The sequence below is a fragment of the Candidatus Nitrospira bockiana genome (genome assembly GCF_965152565.1).
Genome location: NZ_OZ224215.1, coordinates 3,173,547 through 3,199,171, shown reverse-complemented (window position 1 = coordinate 3,199,171; position 25,625 = coordinate 3,173,547). Strand labels below are relative to the sequence as shown.

The 25,625-nt window shown below is 63.3% G+C and carries 25 protein-coding genes, 1 tRNA gene and 2 pseudogenes; 17 read left to right on the top strand and 11 right to left on the bottom strand.

Annotation, left to right across the window (positions count from 1 at the left end):
* Positions 1 to 94: 94 nt before the first annotated feature.
* From hemG to ACWHYV_RS15540, 3 genes are all read left to right on the top strand, one after another.
* Positions 95 to 1,540: a protoporphyrinogen oxidase gene (hemG, locus tag ACWHYV_RS15550; RefSeq protein ID WP_447977405.1), complete on the top strand. Its 1,446-nt coding sequence runs from the start codon at positions 95 to 97 to the stop codon at positions 1,538 to 1,540.
* A gap of 66 nt (positions 1,541 to 1,606) precedes the next feature.
* Positions 1,607 to 2,212, top strand: a complete 606-nt coding sequence (locus ACWHYV_RS15545; protein WP_447977404.1) for a rhodanese-like domain-containing protein — start codon at positions 1,607 to 1,609, stop codon at positions 2,210 to 2,212.
* Entirely contained in the window at positions 2,209 to 2,625 is a 417-nt protein-coding gene (locus tag ACWHYV_RS15540) for a hypothetical protein (protein WP_447977403.1), read from the top strand. Before ACWHYV_RS15545 ends, ACWHYV_RS15540 begins: the two co-directional genes overlap by 4 nt.
* Before the next feature lie 262 nt (positions 2,626 to 2,887).
* Here the strand turns inward: ACWHYV_RS15540 and ACWHYV_RS15535 are convergent, their stop codons facing one another.
* Both ACWHYV_RS15535 and mazG read right to left on the bottom strand, forming a co-directional pair.
* Positions 2,888 to 3,523, bottom strand: coding sequence for a hypothetical protein (locus ACWHYV_RS15535; protein ID WP_447977402.1), 636 nt, complete (start codon positions 3,521 to 3,523; stop codon positions 2,888 to 2,890).
* Between the two features lie 21 nt (positions 3,524 to 3,544).
* Positions 3,545 to 4,384, bottom strand: a complete 840-nt coding sequence (mazG, locus tag ACWHYV_RS15530; RefSeq protein WP_447977401.1) for a nucleoside triphosphate pyrophosphohydrolase — start codon at positions 4,382 to 4,384, stop codon at positions 3,545 to 3,547.
* Between the two features lie 196 nt (positions 4,385 to 4,580).
* Here mazG and ACWHYV_RS15525 point away from each other — a divergent pair, with 196 nt between their 5' ends.
* The 9 genes from ACWHYV_RS15525 (at position 4,581) to ACWHYV_RS15485 (ending at position 13,956) form a co-directional block, all read left to right on the top strand.
* The gene (locus ACWHYV_RS15525; RefSeq protein ID WP_447977400.1) at positions 4,581 to 4,994 is read left to right on the top strand and encodes a DUF1844 domain-containing protein; all 414 of its coding nucleotides are present in this window, start codon (positions 4,581 to 4,583) and stop codon (positions 4,992 to 4,994) included.
* Between the two features lie 88 nt (positions 4,995 to 5,082).
* Positions 5,083 to 6,219 (top strand): peptidase MA family metallohydrolase, encoded by a 1,137-nt coding sequence (locus tag ACWHYV_RS15520; RefSeq protein ID WP_447977399.1) that lies wholly within the window; start codon positions 5,083 to 5,085, stop codon positions 6,217 to 6,219.
* Positions 6,219 to 8,564, top strand: a complete 2,346-nt coding sequence (locus tag ACWHYV_RS15515) for an ATP-binding protein (RefSeq protein ID WP_447977398.1) — start codon at positions 6,219 to 6,221, stop codon at positions 8,562 to 8,564. Before ACWHYV_RS15520 ends, ACWHYV_RS15515 begins: the two co-directional genes overlap by 1 nt.
* 105 nt (positions 8,565 to 8,669) lie before the next feature.
* Complete coding sequence (locus ACWHYV_RS15510) at positions 8,670 to 10,070, top strand: sigma-54-dependent transcriptional regulator (protein WP_447977397.1); 1,401 nt, start codon at positions 8,670 to 8,672, stop codon at positions 10,068 to 10,070.
* 178 nt (positions 10,071 to 10,248) lie between these two features.
* On the top strand, positions 10,249 to 11,544 hold the full coding sequence (gene rlmD / locus ACWHYV_RS15505) for a 23S rRNA (uracil(1939)-C(5))-methyltransferase RlmD (RefSeq protein ID WP_447977396.1): 1,296 nt from the start codon (positions 10,249 to 10,251) through the stop codon (positions 11,542 to 11,544).
* Between the two features lie 208 nt (positions 11,545 to 11,752).
* Positions 11,753 to 12,802 (top strand): phosphoribosylformylglycinamidine cyclo-ligase, encoded by a 1,050-nt coding sequence (gene purM / locus ACWHYV_RS15500; protein WP_447977395.1) that lies wholly within the window; start codon positions 11,753 to 11,755, stop codon positions 12,800 to 12,802.
* Entirely contained in the window at positions 12,777 to 13,457 is a 681-nt protein-coding gene (gene purN / locus ACWHYV_RS15495) for a phosphoribosylglycinamide formyltransferase (RefSeq protein WP_447977394.1), read from the top strand. Before purM ends, purN begins: the two co-directional genes overlap by 26 nt.
* On the top strand, positions 13,454 to 13,699 hold the full coding sequence (locus tag ACWHYV_RS15490) for a hypothetical protein (protein ID WP_447977393.1): 246 nt from the start codon (positions 13,454 to 13,456) through the stop codon (positions 13,697 to 13,699). The genes purN and ACWHYV_RS15490 overlap by 4 nt, the downstream gene beginning before the upstream one ends.
* Before the next feature lie 181 nt (positions 13,700 to 13,880).
* Positions 13,881 to 13,956, top strand: a tRNA-Ala gene (locus ACWHYV_RS15485).
* Between the two features lie 117 nt (positions 13,957 to 14,073).
* On the opposite strand, the gene ACWHYV_RS15480 is transcribed toward ACWHYV_RS15485, so the two are convergent.
* The 5 genes from ACWHYV_RS15480 to ACWHYV_RS15460 all read right to left on the bottom strand — a co-directional run bounded on the left by ACWHYV_RS15480 (position 14,074) and on the right by ACWHYV_RS15460 (position 19,583).
* Positions 14,074 to 15,120 carry an IS630 family transposase gene (locus tag ACWHYV_RS15480; RefSeq protein ID WP_447976542.1) on the bottom strand — a complete coding sequence of 349 codons (1,047 nt, stop codon included), beginning with the start codon at positions 15,118 to 15,120 and terminating at the stop codon, positions 14,074 to 14,076.
* A gap of 39 nt (positions 15,121 to 15,159) precedes the next feature.
* Positions 15,160 to 15,573 (bottom strand): hypothetical protein, encoded by a 414-nt coding sequence (locus ACWHYV_RS15475; protein ID WP_447977392.1) that lies wholly within the window; start codon positions 15,571 to 15,573, stop codon positions 15,160 to 15,162.
* 139 nt (positions 15,574 to 15,712) lie between these two features.
* Positions 15,713 to 16,495: an IS21-like element helper ATPase IstB gene (istB, locus tag ACWHYV_RS15470; protein WP_447977391.1), complete on the bottom strand. Its 783-nt coding sequence runs from the start codon at positions 16,493 to 16,495 to the stop codon at positions 15,713 to 15,715.
* Entirely contained in the window at positions 16,492 to 17,829 is a 1,338-nt protein-coding gene (gene istA, locus ACWHYV_RS15465; protein WP_447977390.1) for an IS21 family transposase, read from the bottom strand. Before istA ends, istB begins: the two co-directional genes overlap by 4 nt.
* A gap of 908 nt (positions 17,830 to 18,737) precedes the next feature.
* Complete coding sequence (locus ACWHYV_RS15460; protein ID WP_447977389.1) at positions 18,738 to 19,583, bottom strand: hypothetical protein; 846 nt, start codon at positions 19,581 to 19,583, stop codon at positions 18,738 to 18,740.
* A gap of 23 nt (positions 19,584 to 19,606) precedes the next feature.
* Between ACWHYV_RS15460 and ACWHYV_RS15455 the strand changes: the two genes are divergently transcribed.
* Both ACWHYV_RS15455 and ACWHYV_RS15450 read left to right on the top strand, forming a co-directional pair.
* Positions 19,607 to 19,933, top strand: coding sequence for a transposase (locus ACWHYV_RS15455; RefSeq protein ID WP_447977388.1), 327 nt, complete (start codon positions 19,607 to 19,609; stop codon positions 19,931 to 19,933).
* Between the two features lie 54 nt (positions 19,934 to 19,987).
* Positions 19,988 to 20,347 (top strand): annotated as a pseudogene (locus ACWHYV_RS15450) (integrase core domain-containing protein); the annotation flags it as partial.
* 185 nt (positions 20,348 to 20,532) lie between these two features.
* On the opposite strand, the gene ACWHYV_RS15445 reads toward ACWHYV_RS15450, so the two are convergent.
* Entirely contained in the window at positions 20,533 to 21,414 is an 882-nt protein-coding gene (locus ACWHYV_RS15445; protein WP_447977387.1) for an exodeoxyribonuclease III, read from the bottom strand.
* 243 nt (positions 21,415 to 21,657) lie between these two features.
* Between ACWHYV_RS15445 and ACWHYV_RS15440 the strand changes: the two are divergent.
* Positions 21,658 to 21,780 (top strand): annotated as a pseudogene (locus tag ACWHYV_RS15440) (thiopurine S-methyltransferase); the annotation flags it as partial.
* On the opposite strand, the gene ACWHYV_RS15435 reads toward ACWHYV_RS15440, so the two are convergent.
* On the bottom strand, positions 21,722 to 21,931 hold the full coding sequence (locus tag ACWHYV_RS15435; RefSeq protein ID WP_447980736.1) for a hypothetical protein: 210 nt from the start codon (positions 21,929 to 21,931) through the stop codon (positions 21,722 to 21,724). The pseudogene ACWHYV_RS15440 and the gene ACWHYV_RS15435 sit on opposite strands and share 59 nt — an antisense overlap.
* A 215-nt stretch (positions 21,932 to 22,146) precedes the next feature.
* Here ACWHYV_RS15435 and ACWHYV_RS15430 point away from each other — a divergent pair, with 215 nt between their 5' ends.
* Positions 22,147 to 23,247, top strand: coding sequence for a medium chain dehydrogenase/reductase family protein (locus tag ACWHYV_RS15430; protein WP_447980735.1), 1,101 nt, complete (start codon positions 22,147 to 22,149; stop codon positions 23,245 to 23,247).
* Between the two features lie 543 nt (positions 23,248 to 23,790).
* Here the strand turns inward: ACWHYV_RS15430 and ACWHYV_RS15425 are convergent.
* Together ACWHYV_RS15425 and ACWHYV_RS15420 are read right to left on the bottom strand one after the other, a co-directional pair.
* Entirely contained in the window at positions 23,791 to 24,195 is a 405-nt protein-coding gene (locus ACWHYV_RS15425; RefSeq protein WP_447977386.1) for a PEGA domain-containing protein, read from the bottom strand.
* 430 nt (positions 24,196 to 24,625) lie between these two features.
* Complete coding sequence (locus ACWHYV_RS15420) at positions 24,626 to 24,937, bottom strand: phosphoribosylpyrophosphate synthetase (protein ID WP_447977385.1); 312 nt, start codon at positions 24,935 to 24,937, stop codon at positions 24,626 to 24,628.
* A 366-nt stretch (positions 24,938 to 25,303) separates the two neighbouring features.
* Here ACWHYV_RS15420 and ACWHYV_RS15415 point away from each other — a divergent pair, with 366 nt between their 5' ends.
* Positions 25,304 to 25,600, top strand: a complete 297-nt coding sequence (locus ACWHYV_RS15415; RefSeq protein WP_447977384.1) for a hypothetical protein — start codon at positions 25,304 to 25,306, stop codon at positions 25,598 to 25,600.
* Positions 25,601 to 25,625: the final 25 nt, after the last annotated feature.

The following is a 25,625-nucleotide window of genomic DNA, read 5'->3' as shown; positions in this document are numbered from 1 at the left end:
CCCGGGAGGCGCCCGGGGCTCGTTTTCCCGCCTCGCTCGAACCCCTTGCCCGAACCGGCGCCTGGCGCGACGCGCCGGCCCGTTGCCATTCATCGTGAGTCCCCTTCCTCGACACGTCGTCATCGTCGGCGGCGGCATTGCCGGGCTCGCGGCGGCCTTTACGCTGCAGGCGCGCGCGTCCTTACGAGGCGGGGCGTTGGCTTGTACGGTCGTCGAGGCCGAGGCGCGCTGGGGCGGGAAAATCCTCACGCGGCATGCCGAGGGCTTCGTGATGGAAGCGGGTCCGGATTCTTTCTTGGCTCACAAGCCGTGGGGCGTGGCGCTGTGCCGTGACCTCGGCCTCGAGGATCAGCTCGTCAACACGAACCCGTCACGGGAGAAGGCCTGGGTCTGGTCGCGGGGGCGGCTACGGCCCTTGCCCGAGGGGCTGGTCGTGATCTCGCCGTCCCAGATCGGCCCGTTTCTCCGGAGCGGGCTCCTGTCTCCCGCCGGGCTGATTCGCATGGGACTCGATCTCCTGCTGCCGGCGAAGCGGACCGAGGAAGACGAATCCGTCGCCGCGTTCTTCCGGCGCCGGTTCGGGCGGGAAGCCTTCGAACGATTCATCGAGCCGCTGATGGCGGGGATCTACGCGGGGGATGCCGAGCAGATGAGCCTGCGCGCGACCTTTCCCCGCTTCGCCGAATTGGAGCAGCGCTACGGGAGCGTGATCCGCGGCATGCTGGCGGGCTCCGGCCCGAGCACCGGTCGAACGCCGGGAACGCCGCAGCGGACGATGTTCGTCACGTTGCGCGGCGGGCTCGGTACCCTGGTGGAGGCGCTCATCGCCAGGCTCTCCAGTGCGGGCGTTCGACTGCTGGCTGCACGGCGGGCGTCCGCGCTGCGCCCCGCCGCCGGCGGCGGCTATGAGCTCACCGTCTCGGACGGGGAGCGTCTGCGGGCCGATGCGGTCATTCTGGCGACGCCCGCCTTCGTGTCGGCGGACCTCCTGGCGGCGCACAACCCCGAGGCGGCCGACCTCCTGGCCGCGATTCCCTATGCGTCCACGGCGACCGTCTCGCTCGCCTACGAGGCGACTGCGCGGACACCGGCCGTTCGTGGGTTTGGATTCGTCGTGCCGCGCGTGGAGCAGCGGCCGTTGTTGGCGGCGACCTGGACGTCGCTGAAATGGCCCGACCGGGCGCCGCAGGGCGCCTTCCTGATCCGGTGCTATCTCGGCGGCGTCGGGCGCGAAGGATGGCTGAAGGCCGACGACGCTACGTTGGTCGAGATGATGCGGGCGGAGCTCCGAGCGATCGTGGACCTTCGCGCCGAGCCGATCCTGGCCGAGGTCACGCGATGGGACCGCGGCATGCCGCAGTACCACGTGGGGCATGTGGAGCGGGTGGAGCGGATCGAGCGGGCGCTTCGTGCGTCCCCGGGGCTCTATGCCGCGGGAGCCGCGTATCGGGGCCTCGGGATCCCGGATTGCATCCGAGACGGCATCGAGACGGCGGAACGGCTCCTGGGGGAGGGAAGCTCCAACACACGGGACACCTGAGAGCCGACTTGCGAACCGCGCGACCGCTCCCTATAGTACGCACCGACACCACCGTCGGAGGCTCGTATGGACGTGCTCTCGTTGATGCTCGGAGGGCTGAGTGTGGCCGTCGCCGTCTGGGCTGCATACCGGGCCATGAGCCTGACGAAGGAGATCAGGCAGCTCAAACGCGAGCAGTACTATCTGGACGGCCGCGTCAAGCGCACCGCCGAGGACATTCGCGACGCCGTCCAGCCGTTGCGCTGGCAGCTCGCGAACCTGACGATCCAGAAGCCGGTCTCGCGGGAGTTGATCCTCGCGGGGCGGCCCTATCTGGACATCTCGGCCGCCGACGCGGAACGCGAGATTGCGAAGAGCGGCGGCTTTGCGTCCGCGCAGCTCATGGTCGTGGACGTCCGTACGGCGAAAGAGTATGCGGCGAAGCATCTGCCGGGGGCCAGGTTGGTCCCGTTGGAGGAGTTGGACGGGCGATACCGGCGCGACATCCCGGATACCGTCGAGAAGGTCTTCGTCTATTGCGGGAGCGGAGAGCGGAGCCGGCTCGCGTGTGATTTCCTCGGGCAGCAAGGCTATACGAACGTCTACAACATCCAGGACGGCCTGCGCGGCTGGCGTGGGCCGACCGAGGGGGAAGGCGAATTGACCTTCATCAAATTCGAGTCCAAACGATGACGGCGACCTTTACCATCATCAACGTGAGTGGTCCGTATCGGGAGCCGCGTGAGCCGGTCCTCTCCTACGACTTTGCCGTTCAGCGGCCGCACTGGCCGACCGCGCATGCGATCCGGATCAAGGTGTCGATTCCCGACGAGTTGGACTACTGCCGGACGAAAATCCTCGATGTCGGCGGCGGGACGCCCGGGCAGCAGCTGATCATGACGCAGTGCCTGTCGCGGCGCATCGCCGATCAGAAGCTCGCGATCGCCGACCAAGAAGGCATGTTCACCGAGCGGGTCGATCTGCTGGTCGAGCCGTTCACCGGGCCGCTCCAGCACCTCTTCCCGCGCCTCGAGACGTGGATGAGGGAGAACAAGGATCGATTGCGGCAAGAGCTGATCGAAAAAGCACGCCTCAAGCCCTCCTGACCTCGTCCGTTCGCCTTCAGATCCGTACAGCGCGACAAAAAAGTCAACGGATTTTTTTGGCTCGGCGGAGTCCACAGAATCTGTGGATAACTTTGTGAGCAACTCAGGGGCTGTAGGAGAAACGCCTACTCTGTGCTTCACGTTTACAGCCTGCACAACTTTTAGGCATTGTGGTCCCCAAGCCCGAGGCCACAAGATATGGGAGTTTTAAGTAGTTGTTCGGAAGTGTACGCCCGCCCTGGGTAGAAGTTGTGTATAGCGGTCAGTTGCCGAAGATCCGGCGGTAGTGCTTGGAATGGACGCCGGACTCGTCGGCAAAGCCGATGGAGCCGCGATCGGGGTTGCCCGTGTCGTTCAAATCGATCCGGTAATGACCGCGGACCTGCTCCATGGCAACCTCGAAGGGAATCGCTTGCGGGTAGAGCTCGCCGGGCGCATGTGCGCCGCGGGCCAGCACGCGAACGGCGTCCGGCGTGGCGTAGTCGCGGTCGGAGAAGATGTAGATGTCGGCGATCGCGTGCGAGCCCAGGCGGTGCCCCGGCGTGGTCGCCGGGATGCCGAGGTCGGAGAGGGTGTTCGACAGGCGGGCGTCACGGAGCTTTTTCAAGAGCCCGGCGATCTGACTGGTGGTCGCGCCGCGGGGAACGACGAGGGCGATCGCGTTCATCTCGGGGACCGTCGCGGCGACGCTGTACATGACCGGCGCCCCCTCGGGCTCTTCGCCGGCCCGTTGCATCGCTTCCGGGTTCTCGGGCACGGTCCCTTGCTTGTCCTTCCGCGGGTTGGGGATGAAGATCGCCATCAACAGCCACAAGGCGATGATGACGCCGAACAGCACGAACGCCGGGTGCGCGCCCGCTCGTTTCCCTTCCTCGTACGGGTTCTGATCCTTCTCCATGCTTCGCTCCGGGATTGCGGGTCAGCGCGGGTCGCCGCCGGGGCCGGCCGCCTTGGCCTGCTCCCACAGGATGTCCATTTCGTCCAACGACAGACGCTCGAGCGGTCGTCCTGAAGCCGCAGCCTGCCCTTCCACGTAATGAAACCGCTCGGTGAACCGGTTGATCGTCTTCCGCAGCGCCTCTTCCGGGTTGATCTTCAGGAAGCGGGCGACATTGACGAGCGTGAACAGGAGATCGCCGAGCTCGGCTTCCGCTCGCTCACGCCGGGCGCCGTCGCCCGTATCCGGAGCGTCCGCTCCGGCCGCCAGCGCCTCCCGGAACTCCGCCAGCTCTTCCTCCAACTTGCCGAGCACCGGCGAGAGGTCTTTCCAGTCGAAGCCGACCCGCGAGGCGCGCGCCTGCACCTGAGACGCACGGAGCAAGGCCGGCAAGGTTTTCGGGACGCCGTCGAGCGCGGAATGCGGCTCCCCTTTTTCTTGGCGCTCGCTTTTCTTGATCTCCTCCCAGCGGACCTTCACGTCTTCAGGAGTCCGGACACCCTGCGCGTCGCCTTCGGTGCCGAAGACGTGTGGATGGCGGCGCACGAGCTTCTCGGTGAGACCGGCGATGACGTCCTCGATCCCGAACTGTCCGGCTTCCCGGCGGATCTGGGCATGGAAGAGAACCTGGAGCAGGAGGTCGCCCAACTCCTCGCGCAGGCGGGCCGGATCGTCGTGGTCGATGGCCTCGAGGACCTCGTAGGTTTCCTCGATCAGGTACGGCTTCAGGCTTTCGTGGGTCTGCTTCCGATCCCAGGGGCACCCGTTGGGTGCCCGGAGCCGGGCCATCAGCTCGACCAGCTCATCGAACCCCTGTGACATGACACGAGACTCCTCTCATCGCTCACCAAAGGCGCGGTCCGGCTCGTGCTCGTCCGAGGCGGAAGCCGCGCCGGTCGGCGCCCCTTGTGCAGGCCCACTCTACACTCCTTTTACCAGGCGATTCAATGACATCGGCTTGCGCGTGTGGGAAAAATGTGATACGTTCCGCACGGATAGACGGATAGAAGGTCGACCGATGAGTGAAGAAGAAAAGTCTTTTGTCGTCCGCGACCGCCGTGGCCGTGGTGAAGAGAAGGGGGAGGGGGCCAGCCAGCCGCCGCCCTCCGCCGCCGAGGCCAAGACCGGGTCGAACCAGGGTGGCGCATCCGCCCGTCAGGACGAGGGGACGGTGCCGGTCACGTTTTCCAGTTTCGTCTTTTCCCTCAGCACCTCCGCCATGATGTTGATGGGAGAGCAGCTCGATCCGCAGCAGGGCCGCGTGCAGGTCAACTTGCCGCAAGCGAAAGAAATCATCGACATTCTCTCGATGCTGGAAGGCAAGACCCGGGGAAACCTGACGTCAGAAGAAGAGGCGGTGCTGACGGACATGCTGTACGCCCTGCGCATGAAGTACGTCGATGTCGCGTCGGGCAAGCCCGCCGGCCGGTAAGCCTCGATCTCGTTGCCCGTCTCGCATCCGACCGTTCTGCCTGCAGTCTTCGGCGCTTCGTGACCGCCACGGGTTCGTGATACGGCTGATGACTTGTCTGCCCCTGTACGTGCTCGGCGCGGCCCTCGTCGTCCCGGCCTCAGGGTCTTCGGAATTCGAGGCCGCCGGGCTCGGGCCCGCTGTCGCGGCGTCTGCGTCGGGCCCGGCGGCCGAGGGGTGGGCCCGCTTGCGCGCCGAAGCATACCGCGAAGCGGCCGACGCCTTTGCCCGTGCAACGAAGCAGGCGCCGAACGATCCGTCGGTCTTGTTGGGGCTCGGGCTCGCTCGATTCCACCTGTTCCTCGATGACCTGGCGGCGCCCGTGCTCGTGCAGGCTTTGCGGCTGGACCCGCTTCTCGGCCAAGCCCACGTCGTCCTCGGCGATCTCGCGGTGCGGCGGGATGAGCTGGCGGAGGCGATCGAGCACTACGAGGCGGCGGCGCGGCTCGATCCCAACGACGTCGTGGTTCAGGATCGGCTCGAGGGCGCCGGCCGTGCCCGCGCGGTCGAATCGGGGCTCCACCGTTTTCGCACCCCGCATTTCATCGTGAAGTACGAGCCGGATCAGCCGGAGCTCGGGAGGTCCGTCGCCGGCCGGGTGGAGCGGTGGCACGCCAGGATCGCAGCGCAGCTCCCTCGCGGACCCGGCGCCCGCTTCGTGCTTATTCTCTATTCGGATCGGCGCTTGGCGGAGGTGGACGGGAATCCCACCTGGGCCGGCGGCCTCTTCGACGGGCGGATCCATCTCGCCCTCCGGCGGGTGGCCGCGTCCACGCGGGAGGCGGACGCCGTGTTGGCGCATGAAGTGACGCATGCCTTGCTCCATCGGGTCACGCGCGGCCGGGCGCCGACGTGGATCGAGGAAGGATTGGCCTTGTACTTCGAGGGGCGCACCCCGGCCTGGTCCGAGGCGCAACTCCGGCATCGCTCGGCCGACTTGCGGCCGCTGCACGCGCTCCACGGCAGTTTTCTCAGTTTGCCGGCGGACGATGCCGCCGTCGTCTATGCGCAAAGCTTCAGCGCGGTGCAGTTCCTGATCGATCGGCACGGATTTGGTCGCCTGCGCGAGCTGCTCAGCCGGCTCGGGGAGGCCAAGGACTTCGCTGGGCTGTTTGAATCGGTGTTCCGTGAGCCCTATCATGAGTTCGAAGCTTCCTGGGCGCAGGCCCGAGGTCGGGACCTCTGATGACGCGACACCCTGACGGCAACGGCGGCGCGACCGGACCCCGCGAGCCGAACACGCCCGCGCTGCGGCCCCCCCGGCCCTTGTACGAAGACGACCTTCCGGGCCGGTCCCACGACGACCTGCAGCAAGAGACCGAGCGGCGCGGGCCTTCGCTGCGCCCGGTCTGGATCGTCTTGCTCCTGCTGATCCCGTGCATGGCGCTGACGATCTACTATTCGCAGTATGCCGCGCCGGCCGGCGTCGAGACCGACAGCATCCTTCCCAATCCGAGCTATGCGCTCGTCCTCCTGCTGATCAACCTCGACTTGATCGGCCTGGTCGTGCTCACGCTCCTGCTGTCCCGGAACCTGATCAAGGCGTACTTCGAGCGCCGCCATCGGCTGGTCGGATCCGGTTTCCGGGCCAAGCTCGTGGCGGCGTTCATCGGGTTTGCGCTCGTCCCGACCGTCCTCTTGGCGATCGTTGCCAGCGGGCTCGTCAACAAGGCGGTGGATGTCTGGTTCAACGATCAGATCGAGCAGGTGCTGAAAGACTCGCATGAGGTCGCCCGGATGTATCGGGAGGGCCATATCGCGCTCGCGGTCAACAGCGCCCGAGCGATCGGCCGGGAAATCTTCCGCGAGGACATGCTGACGCCCGAGCAGCGTGATCTGCTCGTCGCCGCCATGTCGCGCAAGCGGGCCGAGCACAACGTGGCCGGCGTGGAAGTGTTCTCGGCGAAGATGGAAACGCTGACGAAGACGTTGAACCCGGACGTGCCGAGCGTCGTGCTGGATCTCCCGGTCGGGCAGCTCGTCCTGCAGGTGTTGAACAGCAACCGCGAGCTGACCTCGGTGCAGGAGTCCCACAACGGGCGCCTCATTCGGGCCGCCGTCCCCATCCCCTCGAGCATGCGGCACGGCGCCGTCGCCGGGGTCGTCGTCGTCGACGACTACGTCCCGGAATCCCTGCTCGCCAAATGGGAGACGATCTCCCGGCAGTACACCGACTACAAGCAGATCAAGTCGATGAAGAATCCGATCAAGGCGGGGGCCTACCTCTTCGTCGGCGTCATCACGGCGATGATCCTCTTCGGGGCGACCTGGTTCGGGTTCTACGTCGCCCGGGGCATCACCGTGCCGATCCAGCGCCTCGCCGAGGCCACGGAGGCGATCGCGCAGGGGAACCTCAACGTGCAGATCAAGGCCAAGGCGACGGATGAGATCGGGACGCTCGTCGAATCGTTCAACCGCATGACGCACGATCTGAAGGTGAGCAAGTCGAAGCTGGAAGAGGCAAACCTCTCGCTCCGCCGGTCGTACCAGGAGCTGGACGACCGGCGGGCCTATACGCAGGCGGTCGTCGATACGATCGCGGGCGGGGTGCTGTCGATCGATCGCGCGGGGATGATCACCACGGTGAATCCGTCCGCCGAGCGCATCCTCGGCATTCAGGGCGATGCCCTCCGCGGCCGGCCGGTCAACGATGCGTTCAAGGCCTTCGGGCTCGACCTCTTCCAGGCGGCCTACGACCGCACCTTGGCGGACAAGCGCGACAGCTTGTCGCTGGAAGGGCAGATGGAGATCCAGGGGAAGTTCCTGACGGTCGGCCTCAACGTCTCTCGAATGCGGAACGAGTCCGGGGAGGACCTGGGCTTCGTGCTCGTGTTCGAAGATCTGACGGAGCTGATCAAGGCCCAGAAGGTGGCGGCCTGGCAAGAGGTCGCCCGCCGCGTGGCGCATGAGATCAAGAACCCGCTGACGCCGATCCAGTTGTCCGCGCAGCGGCTGCGGAAGAAATTTTCCGAGAAGGCGCCGGACTTCGAGACGATCTTCGACGAATCGACGCAGGTCATCATCAACGAGGTCACGAGCCTGAAGCGAATGGTGGACGAGTTCTCGAAGTTCGCCCGCCTCCCGCTCCCCCAGATGACCCGGCAGCCGCTCCACGAGGTGATCCGGGAAGTGGTGGCGCTCTACCACGGCGCACACCGCGAGGTGGAGTTCCACGTGGACCTCGATGAGACCCTCCCGCCGGTGAACTTCGACCGGGAACAGATGAAGCGCGTCCTCGTAAACCTGCTGGACAACGCGATCCAGGCGATGAGCCAAAAGGGGCGCGTCTGGGTCTCGGCGCGGTACGATACGAAGCGGCATCGCGCCGTCGTCTCGGTGGCGGACGAAGGGGTGGGCATCAACCCCGAAGACCAGGAGCGGTTGTTCGTCCCGTACTTCTCCCGAAAGAAAACGGGGACGGGCCTCGGCTTGGCGATCGTCCATCGCATCATCACCGACCACGACGGGCAGATCACCGCGGGCAACAATCATCCGAAGGGCGCCGTGTTCACGTTCGAGCTGCCGGTGTAACGAGGAAGTCAGTAATTGGGCCGTAGTAACTTGTAATTGGTAAATCGGTGAATTACATAGTTACTCAGTTACTCCATTACTCTCGTCAATTCAGAACGAGGAACCATGGAATTCATCCTGATTGTCGACGATGAAGTGGCGATCTTGAACGCACTCAGTCCGATCCTCGAGGACGAGGGCTATCAGGTGACGGTCGCCAAGAGCGGGAGCGAAGCTCTGAAGATCATCGTCACCGAGGCGCCGGACCTGGTCCTGCTCGACATCTGGATGCCCGAGATGGACGGCCTCGAAACATTGAAGCGGGCCCGCGAGCAGATGCCGAAGCTGCTGGTCGTGATGATGTCCGGACACGGCTCGATCGAGACGGCGGTGAAAGCCGTCAAGCTCGGCGCCTACGATTACATCGAGAAGCCGCTGTCGCTCGAAAACGTCACGCTGCGCATCCGGCACGCGCTCGACCAGCGCCGGCTCGAGGAGGAAAATCAGACCCTGCGGACGAAAGTCGAGCGGCGCTTCGAGCTGGTCGGCGTCTCGCCGGTGATGCAGCACCTGCGCCAGTTGATCGCGACCGCGGGTCCAACCAACGGGCGCGTCTTGATCTCGGGAGAGAACGGGACGGGGAAGGAGTTGGTGGCCCGCGCGATCCACACCGCGAGCCCGCGGCGCGACCGGCCGTTCGTGGCCGTCAATTGCGCCGCCATCCCCGAGAACCTCATCGAGAGCGAGTTGCTCGGCCATGAGCGCGGCGCCTTTACGGGCGCCACGGTCCAGAAGCGCGGGCAGTTCGAACAGGCGGACGGCGGCACGCTGTTCCTGGACGAGATCGGCGACATGAGCCTGAACACTCAGGCCAAAGTGCTGCGCGTCCTCCAGGAGCAGCAATTCACGCGGGTCGGTGGAACCAAGGTGATCAAGGTCGATGTCCGGGTGATTGCGGCCTCGAACAAGAACCTGGCCCAGGAAATCGAGAAGGGGAATTTCCGGGACGACCTGTTCTACCGCTTGAACGTGCTGCCCATCGAGGTGCCCCCCCTGCGCGAACGCCGGGACGACATCCCGCTGCTCGTGCGGCACTTCATCCAAATCCACGCCGAGGAGCAAGGGCTCAAGGTGAAGGAAGTGGCGCCGGAGGCCATGGAGGTGCTGAAGAATTACGACTGGCCGGGCAACATCCGCGAGCTGCGAAACTTGATCGAGCGATTGATGATCATGGTGCCCGGTCAGGTCATCGACGCCTCGCACGCGGCCCTGTTCATGCAGCCGCGCCCCTCGGCGGCGGGCGTATCCGCCGCCGGCGGTCCGGCCCCCTCCGGCATGGGCCTGGCCGCGAAAAACTATGAGTCGCTACGCGACGCTCGTAACGCGTTCGAACGCGACTACATCACCCGGAAGCTGCGCGAGCACAACTGGAACGTCTCGCGAACCGCCGACGATCTCCAGATCGAGCGCAGCCACCTCCACCGAAAGATCAAGCTGCTGAATATCGAGTTGCGGTCGGAAGGATAGGGGCGCCCGCCGTTTTCAGCTTCTCCTCGTCACGTCCAGAGGCTGAAGGGCGGTCCTCCTCGGTGCCGCCCGCGTCCACCAGGCTCAGTCCGAAACTCCACGCCCGTCCCATGGCAAGCCACGGGATAGGACATTGATTCAAGAGGGAGCAAACAATGCGTTGTGAGCGGTGCTCATCATGAGCCAGCCGGCCACGGTCGTGTCGTGCACCATTGAAAAGCTCGTTCAAGGCGGGAGGGGATTGGCCCGGCTCGATGGACGGGTGGTGCTGGTGCGGGGAGCGATTCCCGGAGAGACCGTGGCGGTCGCCTTGGAGGAGTCGCGGAAGGGCTATGTCGAGGGGAGCGTGGTCGATGTCCTCTCGCCGTCCTCGGAACGGGTGCCGGCGCCGTGCCCGGTCTATCAGCAGTGCGGCGGCTGCCAGATGCAGCACGTCGCCTATGAGGCCCAGCTCCGCTTCAAGCGGGAGATATTAACCGAAACGCTGGCGCGTGTCGGGAAGATCCAACTCGCGGAGATCCCGCCGGTCGTCCCCTCGCCGGCGCCGTATGGCGCCCGGAGCACGGTGCGGTTTGCCGTCGGGCGGACGGAGGCGGGCTACATGCTGGGCTTCCGCCGGCAGGGGAGTCATGCGCTCGTCGAGACGGGCGGCTGCCTCCTGGTACCCGAAGCGATCCGAGACGTCGCGGAGCAGGTACATCGGCGGCTGGGACGGCCGGGTATGCTCCCGGTTTCCCTGCATGAAGTGGAAATCCGGCGGTCATCGACAACCAGCTCGTTGCTGCTCTCGTTTCACGTCGGCCCGGCGTCTCGTGCGCAGGCCCACGCGCTGTTTGTACGGTTCGCCGATCTGACGGGCGTGGTGGGGCAGGTGGTCGAAGGGCCAGAAGGCCGACGGTGGGTGCACGGGCAGGATTACCTCGAGGACCGGCTCGGTGAGATCGTCTTTCGCATCAGCCATCGTTCGTTCATGCAGGCCAACTGGGCGCTGGCTGCGCACCTCGCCCGGACGATTCGCGAGTGGGTCAATCCGGCCCCGGGCCTTCGTCTCCTGGAGCTCTTTGCCGGGATCGGCCTCTTCGGGCTCCCTCTCGCCCGTGCCGGTGCCTTGGTCACCGAGGTCGAAGCCAATCGCTGGGCCCTGGCCGATGCCCGGCACACGGCGAGGGTGAATCATATTGGGCGGTGCCGCTTCCGTCATGCCGAGGCCGAACGGTTTCTCAGTGAGGCGGCTGCCGGTACGTATGACCTGGTCCTGGTCGATCCGCCGAGGACGGGACTGACCGATGCCGCGCTGACTGGATTGGTTCGGGTGGCCGCGCCACGCCTGCTCTATCTCTCCTGTGATCCCGCGACGCTCGCACGCGATCTCGGCAGGCTCACTGGCGGTGGATACCGCATCACCCGGATCCAACCGTTCGACATGTTCCCGCAAACCGCCCATTTGGAGACGTTGGTCGAGCTGATTCATTGACCGGCCGTTCGCGCTTCTGTATCATCCGGCACACTTCGGAAAAGGTTAAAGCTGAGAACCTTCCCCATGTCCACTTCGGAAAAGGTTAAGGCTGAGGTTGAGGTTGAGGGCAAGAATCGGCAGGATGGACTTCTTGGGGAGAGATCAACATGACGATGTCTCGACTTTTCTCTCAACCTTAACCTTACCCTCAACCTGAACCTTTTCCATGTCCACCTACCGAGAAGCGGGCGTCGACATCGAAGCGGGGAATGAATTCGTTCGCCGCATCACCCCGCTGGTGCGCAGCACGTTTCGCCCGGAGGTGCTGACCGATTTGGGCGGGTTCGGCGGCCTCTTTCGCTTCGACGCCGCTCGGTACACCGACCCGGTGCTCGTCTCGGGAACCGACGGGGTGGGGACGAAGCTGAAGATCGCATTTCTGATGGACCGTCACGATACGGTCGGCATCGATTTGGTGGCCATGTGCGTGAACGACGTGGCGGTCAGCGGAGCCGAGCCGCTGTTCTTCCTCGATTACTTGGCGACGGGCCGGTTGTCGGTGGCGAAAGCTGAAGCGATCGTCAAAGGCATTACCGAGGGGTGCCGGCAGGCGGGGTGCGCGCTGATCGGGGGGGAAACGGCGGAGATGCCCTCGTTCTATCCCGACGGCGAGTACGACCTCGCCGGGTTCGCGGTGGGCGTCGTGGACCGACCAAAGATCATCGACGGCCGGAGCATCGAGCCCGGGGACGTCCTCATCGGCGTCGCCTCGACGGGGTTGCACAGCAACGGCTACTCGCTCGTCCGCCGGGTGTTCTTCGAGGAGGGTGGGTTGCACGTGGAGAGCCGGCTGTCCGACCTCGAGCGCCCGCTCGGCGAGGAGCTGCTCACGCCGACCCGCATCTACGCCAAGCAGATCATCGCGCTCGCCACCGAGGGCCAGGTGAAGGGCATCGCCCACATCACCGGCGGCGGCCTGACCGAGAACCTGCCGAGAGTGTTTCCCGCCCGCTGCCGCGCCCGGATTCGGCGCGGGAGTTGGCCGATCCTCCCGATCTTTCGGTTGCTGGCCAAGATGGGGCGGATCGACGACGAGGAGATGTTCCGGGTCTTCAACATGGGGATCGGGCTCGTGCTGGTCGTCGCGCCCGGAGCGGCCGATGCCGTGCTCGCCAACGTCCAGAAGCAAGGGGACAACGCGTACATCATCGGCGAGATGATCGCCGGGGACCAGGAGCCGCGGGTTGAGTATGTCGGCACGGACGGCGGGCGGTAAGCTGAAAGTCGGCGTGCTGGCCTCGGGGCGCGGGTCGAACCTGCAGGCCCTCATCGATGCCGTCGAGTCCGGTCGCCTGCAGGCCGAGATCACCGTGGTCGTGAGCAATAAGAAGGAGGCGGCCGCCCTGCAGCGCGCCCGGCAACACGGCCTCACGGAGGTCTTTCTCGATCCCAAGCCGTTCGCCGGGCAGGCGAACAGCCGGGAAGCCTACGATGCCGCCGTCCTCGATGTCTTGCGCAAGCACGAGGTCGAGCTCGTCGTGCTCGCCGGCTATATGAAGATTGTCACCCGGGTGCTGATCGACGCCTATCACAATCGCATTATGAACATCCATCCGTCGCTGCTCCCGGCATTCCCCGGTCTGGACGCCCAGAAGCAGGCGCTCGACTGGGGCGTCAAGCTGGCCGGCTGTACCGTCCATTTCGTCACCGAAGGCGTCGACGAAGGGCCGATCATCGTTCAGGCGGCCGTGCCGGTGGTGGAAGGGGACACGCCCGACACGCTGGCGGCGCGCATTCTCGAGCAGGAGCACAAGATCTATCCGCGGGCCGTTCAATTGTATGCGGAGGGACGGCTCAGTGTCGAAGGACGCCGGGTGAGGATTGCGAATCCTCCGGAGCCAGGCGCGGCGTCCCTGATCAGCCCGTCTTGACGATGGCGTCGGCCGAAGACCTGATGGATGAGGAGGTGCGGGTCCAGCGACTCCGAGGCTGTCTCGATCGCATCGCGTTCGACCTGGCTCACACCGTCTCGACCTATGAGGCGGCGCGGGAGTTGATCGAAGAGGCGCGGAGGCACGCGCTGGCCCTGTTCCCCGACAAAGCCGCCGTCTTCGATCTCGTCGTGTTGCCTCGGTTCCATCGAATCCTGGACGAGCGAGCGCTGGTGGGATGAAGCGGATCGTCGTTCGGTGGTCGGTAGTGGAGTCGTGGCGGCGCGTCGTGTATAATGCGCGACAGTTTGCGAGCGCCCATCTTCCTCCCCGTCTCCTCCGCGGCCCGTGTACCCGCGCAATCCCGCGCAGGTCGTTCCCGCGGTCAACAAGGCAAGCGCTCGCAGCAGGATCCGATCAGGTGGGGGGCTAGCTCAGCTGGGAGAGCACAACGTTCGCAACGTTGGGGTCGGGGGTTCAAATCCCCTGCCCTCCACCAAACTTATTTTAGGCCCCAAAATCAGCCGCACCAGCCCCGCATAATCTCCCGATAATTCAGCAGTTAGGTACCGTTCAGCGCCGTCCGCGGTCGGATGGAGCCGGATTTCCTTGCCGACTAGTGGACTGTAACAGGCAAAGTGATAGTGATCCGATGCCGGGGATCGGCATACTTCCACTTCACGGGCTTCATCGACTTATTGTAATGCCGGATATAGCGCATGATCTGCCGTTTCAGATCGTGTTGTGACGTGAAGATGCCCCGTACGATCAGGTCTCGCTCAATCTTGGCAAACCACCTCTCCACTTGGTTGAGCCAGGAGGAGTACGTCGGCGTGAAATGCAGGCGGACCGTTGGGTGCTCCGTGAGAAACGCCTCGACCAGCTTGGTCTTGTGCGCGGAGAGATTGTCCAGGATCACATGGATCTCTTGCCCCCGCCGTTGATGCGCGACGAGCTCAGTCAAGAAGGCGACGAACTCCGCCGACGTGTGCCGTTCCGCCGTGCGTCCCAGGACCGCTCCGGTGCGCGTGTCGAAGGCGGCATACAGCGAGAGCGTGCCATGGCGGGCATACTCAAAGCCGTGCCGCTCCGCGCGGCCCGGCGAGAGCGGCAGCACCGGATCCAAGCGATCCAGGGCCTGAATCGCCGTCTTCTCATCGACGCAGAAGACGGCGGCATGCTGCGGCGGATTCAAGTACAGCCCGATAATATCGGCGGCCTTGCGCTCAAAGTCGGGATCATCCGAGACCATGTACCGCTCGAGGCGATGCGGCTTGAGCCCATGCCGGGCCCAGACGCGGGCCACCATCATATGCGAGATGCCGAGCCGCTTCGCCAGCCGGCGGGTACTCCAATGCGTCGTGCCATCAGACGGGCCGCGGCGCGTCCACTCCAGAATTTTCGCTTCCAGGTCAGGCGTGAGCACCGTGGCGGGTTGCCCGCGGTGGCGGCTAGAGAGCCCTGCCAGCCGTTCTGCCGTAAAGCGGCGGCTCCAGCGTGCAATGTAGGTATCATCGCACTGGAGCTGGCCACGAATCTGGGCCCAGGTCGCGCCCTCGGCCAGGAGCAAGATGCAGCGCGCCCGCCGGGCATCGTCGGCCCGGCCTTTGCGACGGTGGCTGCGGCACGTCAGTTCTCGGCGTTCCACGTCGGTTAAGGTCATGGCGTCCTCCCTGATGGACGCCCATTTTATACTAGTATTTCAGTTGTTACAATCCACTAGCTCCCGCAGGATGCCCCGCGCCTTGTTCACCTGCGGCTGTGTGACCGTGGCCAAGTCGGCTAACATTGACCGGAAGCGCTCGACCACGTTCGGAAGAAAGGTCGTCACCTTCTCCAGCCGTTTGACATCCACATTCAGTCGTTCCTGCAAACGAGCCCGTTCCCGCTCGGCCGCCTCAAGGTCCTGCCTCAACGTGTCCGATCGGAAGCCGTCCTTGATCGCGGCCAGCATGTTGGCGATCTGCTGCTCGACCTGAGCGAGGCGGGTCTTCATCGTAGCGATCTCCGGGTCCGTCGTCCGACGCCGTTCGGCCAACAGCCGGGCGGTCTCCTGTTTGAAGAGGCCCAACGCCTCCTCGGTGAAGAGGTCCCGCTGCACTGACTCGAGGAGCATGGTCTCGACCACCTGGCGCGAGACCTTGATCGTGTTCGAGCAGACCGACTTTCCGCGGTAAAGCCAGGAGCTACAGCCGTAGTGTCAAGGGTCACCCAAATTTCCCCAGTTACGGTCATCGAAAATTCCCCACCCAGGTTTAGGTTGTCGGTGACGCTTCTTCGACCCGCACCAGGCCGGCTTTGAGTTTTTCCTTCAGCCGGTAGGAATGCCCGCGAATATTGATCGTGATCGCGTGGTGGAGCACCCGGTCCAGGATCGCGGTCGCCAGCACCCGGTCGCCAAACACCTCGCCCCAGGCGCCAAAACTCTGGTTGCTGGTCAGAATCATCGGCCCCTTCTCGTAGCGACGCGAGATGAGTTGGAAAAACAAGTTGGCCCCGGTCCGGTCAATCGGCAGATAGCCAATCTCATCAATGATCAGCAGCCGCGGAATCGTGTAGAGCTTCAGCTTGTCCTCCAGTCGATTCTCCGTCAGCGCCCGGGTGAGCGTGGCGATCATGGCGGCGGCCGTGGTGAACAACACCCGGTATCCTCGCTCGATGGCTTTGAGTCCGAGTCCGATCGCCAAGTGGCTCTTGCCCACGCCGGGTGGGCCCAAGATCACGAGATTCTCACCGTGTTCGATGAAGTGACAGGTCGCCGTCTGCTGGATTTGCTTCTTATCCAAGGAGGGCTGGTAGGCGAAGTCGAAGGTCTCCAGACTCTTCACGAACGGAAACCGGGCCAGGCTGGTACGCATGGTGATGTTCTTCTCGGCCTTCGCGGCGACTTCTTCGCCGAGGACCTGGTCGAGGAAGTCTGCGTACGAGAGATCCTTGGCCGCCGCTTCCTGTAAGAGGGCATCGAGGCGTTCCCGGCTTTTCAGGAGCCGCAGGCGCGTCAGCTGGTCGCGAAGACGTTCGAGCTGGGCGGGATTCATGGCTGCACCTCGACCACACTCGCGCGACCACACAGCGCCTCATAGCACGCCAGATCCCGGACTTCGACCTCGGGCAGTGGGGCCGATCGTGTGGCCGGCTCGCGGAGCGTCGAGCGGCGCTGGCGAGAGATCCGCGCAATGGCCCCGGGGCCGTGCTCGGGCAGAATGCGGAATTGGTGGCGGCCGGGGAGCACAGGATGGCTCGCGACCTCACGGTCGCGATGGAAGATGTGCACCGTGTCCCCTCGTCGCTGCACCTCGACCCGCTGGCCGATGAGGCCAAAGGGCACGGAGTAGCGGTTCGTGTCGAGGCTAACCAAATAGTCGTCGGCGACGATGCGCGACACCCGCGCCTCCTGCTGGAAGCTGCGCTGCCTGGCCAAGGGCACCAGCTGGCCCCGTTCCCGCTCGAACCGCACGATCGGCGGCTCATGCGTGGTGCCGTGCACGCGCTGGTCGGCGATCGTGGCGTTCCATTCATCGAGCTGGGCTTGGAAGTCCACGAGGTCGACAAACATCCGCCCCGGCAGGAAGTTCCGTTTCAGATACTTCACACCTGATTCGACTTTGCCCTTGGTCTGCGCCCGGTAGGGCCGACACACGCGAGGCTCAAAGCCCCAATAGTCGGCAAACGCTTTGAAGGTGGGATTCCAGAGGCGCCGCCCGGTCTCATCCGCATAGCACACGGTGCGTGGCCGGTCATAGAGATGTTCTCGGGTATGGCCGCCGAAATGCGCAAAGGCCCGTTCATGGGACTCGAGAAACTGCGCCAGCCGTTCATCGGCACAGGCGTGGTAGAACCCCCGGCGGCTGAACCCCAACGTGAGGACGAACACATGCACGACCGAGGGACCGGCGCGGAAGGGGACCAGGGCTTGGCCCCAGTCAATCTGACTTTGCTGCCCGGGCGGGGTCTCAAACCGGAAGAGCGCCCGATCCGCTTGCAGCTGGACTTCGCGGAGCGGCGCGACGAACCGCTTCACCGTCTCATAACTGCCGAGGTAGCCCCGGTTCGCTCGCAGCTCCTGATACAGAATCCGCGCCGAGTACCCGACCTGGGGCGCACGGCCCCGCACAAAGTCGGCATGGGCCGTCAGCAGCGTCTCCGCCACCGCCGCTCGGCGATAGGGCTGCCAGGTCGGCTGCCGGACACTGCGCCGGACGGTCTTGCGATCCAAGTCCAATCGCCGCCCGATCTCCGAAATGGACACCCGCTCCTCATAAAACAACCGTCGGATCTCCGCCCACCGCTCCTGATCCACCATGCACGCCTCCCCAGGTTGATCCTCCTGGGCGCGCATAATCGTCGACGCGCTCGTATCGTCAAGTCCCATCTCCCTCCTCCTCCCGCTAGAGGGTGGGGAAAATTCAATGACCACACCTGGGGATTATTGGATGACTGCTGACAGCGGCGGTAGGCCATAAAGCGCTGCCAGATCGGCAAGGGACTCATGCGCAGTTCTCGCGCCGTCCGCAGCGCCGAGATCTCCAAGCAGAAGAGCTGCAAGATCTGCAGCTCACGGGCGACCCGATCGGGTCGATACCGCCACCGGCAAGCGAGGCAGCGGGTGCGCGCCCCCGGACGATACTGCCGATGCGGTGTCCCGCACCGCACACACTGATGTCGTCTCAATCGTTCGTCGACGAGCCGAACCGACAGCGCCGTCTGTGTCATGGGCCAAGGCCTCCATTTTAGGCCTGGCCCAGAAATTAGTAATCACCATCCGTTTTACTAGCGAATTTATTTCGAGCTTGGTCCTTTCTGCCAAATCATCAATCAATCGATCATTCGCGGGCAGAAGCGGTGCTATAACACTTCGCTCAATCCATTGCCGAAAAGCGTCGTATCTGACTGGATCTTTGAGTCCCAAAGGGCTCAGTAGGGGGATCAGATAGTTGACATGCCTCTGACGTAAAGCAGTGCCATGATCATCCAAACGAGCCACATGCTCCCAATCCAGAGGCGAAGGTGACACGTTATCCCAAACCCAATCCGTCAGAGCCACTACCCGTTCAACAGGTAGATCGTCATCTTGCCAGAGTCGGCGGATCATAAGCACACAGGTTAGCCGAAGCTGTGTAAGAAAAGGCTCCTCCAGCGGAGACTGAACCATATTCAAGCCGCGAATTCGCATAAGGTACTGTCGAATCGCCCGAAGCTCTACATTTTCGATCAAATTATTGTCTGAGTCGAAATTCGCTTTGCGTAAGAGTCGTTCCAGTTCATCGAGAGTTACAGGGATCAGCCCAAAACCTGCCTCACGAAGTCTGTGTAAGACGACGTGTCTAGCCTCTGTGTCGATACCCCCTGATTTTCTAAGTGGCCGATCAAATCCAGAGTGCACATGATTGGGACATTGCGTCCCTTCTTGTCGGTGAGAAACCCGTGGCGATTCATGAAACGGTCATCGATGCAGAGAATGTCGCATGGACGTGTGTCCGAAAGGAAATGGGACATCGACCCAATCTTCTCATCGTCGACAATTTGTCGTGGGAGAAATACAGCAGTTCCATCCTCTATGGCCTCCCGTAGGGTGGCCTGGATTACCCCGATTTCCTCATAGAGTCGTTCCCCTTCTCTGCTCGCTGCAACAAGTGCTGACTGTTCTACTTTCATCGATGGATGGACTCTAACATCTATCCCGCTCCGACAAATCGCAGATAGAGATTGTGCCTGCTGGAGGTACGTAATAGCGAGGTCATCGATGTAAATGGGTGAATCGAAAATGGAACCCGACGGAGGCAGGCCCACTTCTCCATCCTTGTCACGTGCTAGCAAATATCTCCTAGCCCGCTCGTGAAGATCGTGACTGACCTTTCCAGCTTCAAGGAGAAGATTTGCCAGGTCTGTAGTGGATAATATCAGGTGCTCGTACTCCCTCAGTTCAGCATGCTTTTCGAGGAAGGTACGCAATTGGTAGATGGGGCGGGGGTGAATGACCCGTCCATTATCTATCCTGGCCTGCTCAAGCATTTCCGCAAGATCCTGACCTACTTCTGCCACAAGCCATTCCGGTGGTTTCGCAGTTATTTTCGCTATCTTGAGTTGAGCTGGCCCGGGTTTGACGGACACCTCAAAAGGGGGCACGATGGCCTCCACGGAGGTGGGCAATGGGGCAGCGACGACGGTTCACCCCGGAATTCAAACGACAAGCCATGCAACTCTTGAACGCGGGGCAACGGCCGGCGGCCGAGATTGCTCGTGAATTGGGCATCCCGCGCAATCGTCTCTACAAATGGCAAAAGGAAGTCGCCGCGCACGGCGGTGCCTTCCCGGGGTCAGGGCGTCAGGCGGAACCGGCGGCCGAACTGGCTCGGTTGAAACGTGAACTCGCCCGGGTCACGGAGGAGCGGGACATTTTAAAAAAGCCGCCGCGTACTTTGCGAGGGAGCCCGCGTGAAATACGCGTTTATCCGGACTCAGGAGCCGCACCATAGGGTGACAAGCTCTCGGCCACCGCGTTGTCATAGCAGTTGCCCTAGCCGGATCAACAGCTGACGCTCCAGGCCTTGCACATGGCCGTGCGACAACGCCGTGTCCGCCCCGGCCTCCTTCATCACTCCGATCAAGGCGCGCAATACAGCGCGCTTCTGTATCAACGGCAGCTCGCCGAAGTCGGCATCACGCCGAGTATGAGCCGGAAGGGCAACTGCTATGACAACGCGGTGGCCGAGAGCTTCTTCAGTACGTTGAAAAACGAGCTCGTGCATCACCAGACGTATCACACGCGGGACGAAGCCAGTCGGGACATCTTTGCGTTTATTGAAGGGTTCTATAATCGCCAGCGGCTCCATCAAAGCCTGGGCTATCTGAGCCCACTGGCATTCGAGCGACGGGTCGGTGAGTCTTAACCTGGTGTTCGTCAAACCCGGGCCAGCTCAGAGTACTATTTCGTTGACTACCCTTAGAGAGGTGGAGTACGCCTCCGGTTCGCACGTGGATCTCTCGGCCATGCCCAGTCCTCCTCGCCTCAGTCTCACCTCGGAAGCCTAATCAGGGACTCTGCTCTCTATTATCCCTGATAGTCCCAGGGGGCTCATTGCGGCTTCTGCAGACGTGCCGCAATTCGCGCATCTGCGGATGCCCAGCCGGCATCGAAGGGACAGCCGGGGCGGTCGAGGTCGATGACCAGCGGGGCGTGATCCGAGGGTAACGGTTTTCCCTTCCGCGCCTCCCGATCGATTTCGGCCCAGACAACGCGGTGTTGTAAGGGCGCGGTCACGAGCAGGTGATCGATGCGCATGCCGAAGTTTTTATGGAAATTACCGGCGCGGTAGTCCCACCAGGTATACCGCCCCGGTTCTGGGTGATGCAGTCGGTACGCATCGACGAATCCCGCGCTCAACAGCCGTGCAAACGCCTGCCGCTCGCGATCGGACACGTGCGTGCCGCCATGACAGGCGCTGGGGTCCCACACATCGATATCTGCGGGCGCCACATTGAAATCCCCGCCGATGACGGCGGCCGTATCCGGACTGACGGCCTCGTTGATCCAGCGAGCCAGCCTGTCGAACCACAGGAGCTTCGCTTCATAAAACGGCGAGTCCACGAGCCGGCCGTTCGGCGCATACACACAGATGATGCGTACGCCGCCGCATTCGGCACTGATCATCCTCGCCTCAGCTAGCGGTTCATCATCGCCGATGTCAGACGTTTGCGCCGGCCGTAACGGCTCGCCGAAATTCGTGATCACGCCGCCGATGCCGCACCGGCTCGCGATCGCCACGCCGTTCCATCGACCCTCGCCATGGTGCACCAGCTCGTATCCGGCCTGCTTGAACGTGTTGACAGGCGCGTCCACATCCGCCAGCTTCGTTTCCTGCATCAGAAGCACGTCCGGCTTCGCCCGATCCAGCCACCACATGACCTTTTCGAGGCGAGCCTTCAGCGAGTTGACATTCCACGTCGCAATCCTCATGACAAACAATTATCCGCTCTCGGCCGACTCTGCCTGGTTGTTGATGCTTTCATTGGTATTCTAAGCGTCTACCTTGCGAAAACTCGCGGCAGTTCGATCGCTGCAGGAAGCAGCCTCCCGTGCCCGAGGAGCCCGCACGTTCCCCGAGTCCAAGCATTGGCCTGTCGAACTCAGAGAAGGGAACGGGTTAGTTTATCTATAACTTGCGGCAATTGCATTGTCTCTGATAGCACTGTGGCAGACATGGAACCGGAATTCTGGCACCAACGTTGGGCATCGAACCAGATCGGCTTTCATGAAGGCCAGGTCAACGCCTATCTGGCGCGTGACTATGCCCACCTGGGGCTGACGCCGGGCGGGACCGTGTTCGTGCCGCCGTGCGGCAAGAGCGTAGATCTGCGCTGGCTGGCCGACCAGGGTCGAAGTCGGCCTCAGCGGTTTGGACGAAGACGCCTCGGGTCCCGCCGATCGCGACGGTCCACTCACCCCCACTGTAAGCGCAGCCCTTCTGCGGCATCCATTGCATCTCGCTCATTTGGGTGTAGGCGCCAGCCAGGGTGTTGAACAGATCGTGACGGAGGCGCAAAATTGTGCCGTCATCGTCGCGAGCTCCCGCGACATCTCCGTCTCCGCCTTGTAGTCGACCAATTTCCCGCCTAGCCATCAGGAGACAATTGTCTAGTTCGTCAGGGAGAGCTATGCTCCCATCACATAATGGAGACATGCTGCGTGATGTGCGAATCCGTCCATGAAAAGCCGCGCAATCGTGTTGTTCGAGTCCGGCGCTTTGGCGGTCCCGATGAGCTGGAGGTAGGTGATGCTCCCCTGCCGATGGCCCGCCGCGGCGAGGTGCGGGTGCGCGTGCTCGCCTCGAGCGTGGAGTATACCGACGTGGTGATCCGGCGCCACCTCTACCCCTGGGTGTTCCGCCGGCCGCCGTTCGTCATGGGCTATGACGTCGTCGGGGAAATCGACCAGCTCGGTGATGGCGTAAGCAGTCTTGCGCTTGGTGACCGGGTGGCCGATATGACGGTCCTCGGGGCGAACGCCGCCTATTGCACGCTCCGCGCCGACCGCGTGACCCGTGTGCCGCCGGCCGTCGACGCGGCGGAGGCAGCCGCGCTGATCTTGAGCTGGACGACCGCCTACCAGCTGCTTCACCGCGTGGCCCGGGTGCAGCAAGGCCAGCGCGTTCTCGTGCAGGGAGCCGCAGGGGCCGTCGGTCAGGCGCTGCTCACACTCGGCAGGATGGCCGGCCTCGAGCTGTGGGGCACCGCGCGCGGCGAGCATGGGTCGCTGATCCGCGAGCTCGGCGCCACGCTGATCGACTACCAACGCGAAGACTTCACACGTGCCCTGCCGGGCGGGTTCGACGTCGTCTTCGATGGCATCGGCGAGGACGGCTATCGCCGCTCGTTCGCGGCGCTCAAGCGTGGCGGTCTAGTCTGTGCCTACGGCTACACGGCAGGCGTGCAGGCGCAGCGGCGCATGCTTACCATGTTGATGTGGGTGGCGCGGCTGTATCTCTGGCGGGGGTTGCCGGGCGGCAAGCGTGCCCGCGGCTACTCGATCAATGTGATGCGGGCGCGGCATCCCGCCTGGTTCCGTGAGGACCTGGAGCGGCTCTTCGGCCTGTTAGCAACTCGCGCCATCCGGCCTCGCGTCGCCCAGCGGATCTCCTTCGACGAGGTCGCCGAGGCGCACCGTCGTCTCGAGGAGGGCGGTCTCGAAGGCAAGCTCGTCCTGTGCCCAGACCTTCCGTTGAGACACAACCGGGTGGCGCCTCAGCGCGAGCTAGGCGCGCCTGCGGTCCAGGCCCCGCCCCCGACCTGAGGCCGCATCAGCAAGTTCATGGCCTTGCCGGCCCGCTTGTTTAGCTCTCGCATTTCCCTGACACCTGGCCCTCGATCCATATGGAAAAGAAAAAGGGTCGGGATGAGTGCCCCCGATTTCATGGACACTGTGTTAAAGCACATGCTCGGCTTCAAACTGCGCTAAGGCCATGTGCGGCGTTTGAAGCGCGACGTGCTGATCCGGCTTCGGACTCATCGCCCATCCAATTAATACGGCGCGAGTACAGATCCAGCAGCACGGCCAGATACAGCCAGCCCAACGGAGCTAGGGAGGTCGCGAGAAACGGGAGTGCGATGACGGAAGGCAAAAGCTCAGGGTCGCATTGCGATACGCGGTGAAGTACACCACGGCGGCGGAGAAGACGGCATAGCCGCCCGCGGTCGTCACGGCTTCTTGTTGAGGCTTGGCGACCTGCCTTCTAAAAGGCGAGAAGCCCGCTGAGTGTTCACCCAGCGGGCTTCTCGGCGAAAGCGAAGGACGACAGGAACGGCTCGGGCGGACAGATGGTCTTGCGTCGAGCTCCTACTTGCGTTCCATGGCGCCGGCGCTTGCGAGTGGGAGCATCCGCACGTTGTAGCTGGTGTTCGCGATGTAATACCAGTCTCCGGTAATGGCATCCACGAGCAACGGGATGGGGCCGAGCAAGAGACCGGGGAACAGGTCCTGGACCAGGGCGCTGGTACGGAACCCGCGCTGGATCGACACCGTCTGGGGTTGGTAGCCGTCCTTCTGGATTTGGAAGGACTGCGGGATCGCGTATCCCGTCGGCAACGTGACGCTCATGGGCGTGCTGCCGGACAGGCTGCCGATCCTCACGTCCGCTCCCTGGGGGTCGCTGGTGATGGAGACTTGCTGATCGATTGTGGCCATGGTCGCACACGCGCTCAGCATCAGTGGACAGAGGAGCAGCCAAGCCAGTCGCCTCATGATTCGAATCCTCCTTGGCAATGAGATGAGTACCTAGGAAGTATAGCGGGGGGTTGTCTATGGTCAAGAAAACCGGGCGTAACCGGCCGCGCCGCCCTAAATCTCGCACCCTGAGTGGACAACCAGGTCCTGATCGAAGCAGCCGCCGGCACCGAGGATCACACAATTCCTGCCGGCGAAAGGCGGAGTTGAGTCATCCTGTCGTGGAGTTGATCGAGACGGGTCCCGCGGGTCGATGCCGGTAGGTCGCTCTGAGGGCAATCCCTACTGGGAGGAGTTCCGTCAGTAAGGCCTAAGAGCCCGAATCAAGGGTTGGCACGGCCAGCTGGACGAGGACAGGCCCAGTCATAAAACGTGACCGGGAGTGTACTAGAGCTGACCGGAAGCCACAAGCGTGAGATGGCGACGATTCGAATACCGGCCGACCGCGTTAACGTTCCCGCACCCTCACACCTTTGAGGAACTCCGACAGATCGGGATTCGCGTAGGTTCCGTAGGCGTCGACGAGAACGCCGCGGGTGCCGTCTGTAGCCTCGATGGCGTAGACCACCGCGAGTTCCTCCGGATCACTGGCCCCTTCAAACCGGTGGCGTTCCACGATTGTGAGGTCTTCGGGATTGAAGGTTCTGCCGCTCTCCACGGCTCGAAACGTCTTGCCGATCAGCTCGAAGTTGGCCGTGAATCCGCGCCTCTCGAGATCGTTTACGGCTTCGCCCACCGTTGTATAGGCTGCGATGTTCATACAGACAACATAAACCACACGGCGAGGCGGTGCCAGCCGTCGGGTCTTGCTCGGTTCCAGTCAACGGCGTCCGCTTGGCACATCGAGTGCCTGCTCCTCGACGCTCGCTTTCCTGAATGCGGCGAGCCGAGAGTCCGGAGCGTCGGGATAGAGGAGGATCGGCGAATTGCAGGGAGCTTGCGCCGCTCGGTAGCATAGAGGCAGAGGACGGTGCCACGAATCTCAACAGTGGCCTCGAATAGGCAAATGAAGGAAAGGCAAGCAAGGAATCGGCTTGGGAGTGTTTCGAAAAAAACTCGAATGGCCGAGGGGGCATCCTCGATGAAAGAAAGGCGTCGTTCGGGAGGACGAGGATCAGTCCATGACGTGCTCTGTTTCGCCATCGCCAACAAGCGGATGATCGCGTTCGACTATCAGAGCTACCCGCGCATCGCGGAGCCGCATGATTACGGCATACTCGGCGGAGTCGAGAGACTGTTCATCTACCAAGTCGATGGTGGAAGCAAAAGCGGCAGGCTTCCAGATTGGCGATTGGTTGATGTCGCCGGTATCACACGGTTGCGAGTGTTGGACGAGATGTTCCCCGGAGGCCGTGCGGTCCCTTCGGGTCAGCACAAGCAATGGGATCATCTCTTCAGGAGAGTGTCACCGGCGCCGGGCTGACGAGCTGGGTCCTTGCAGGAAAGCC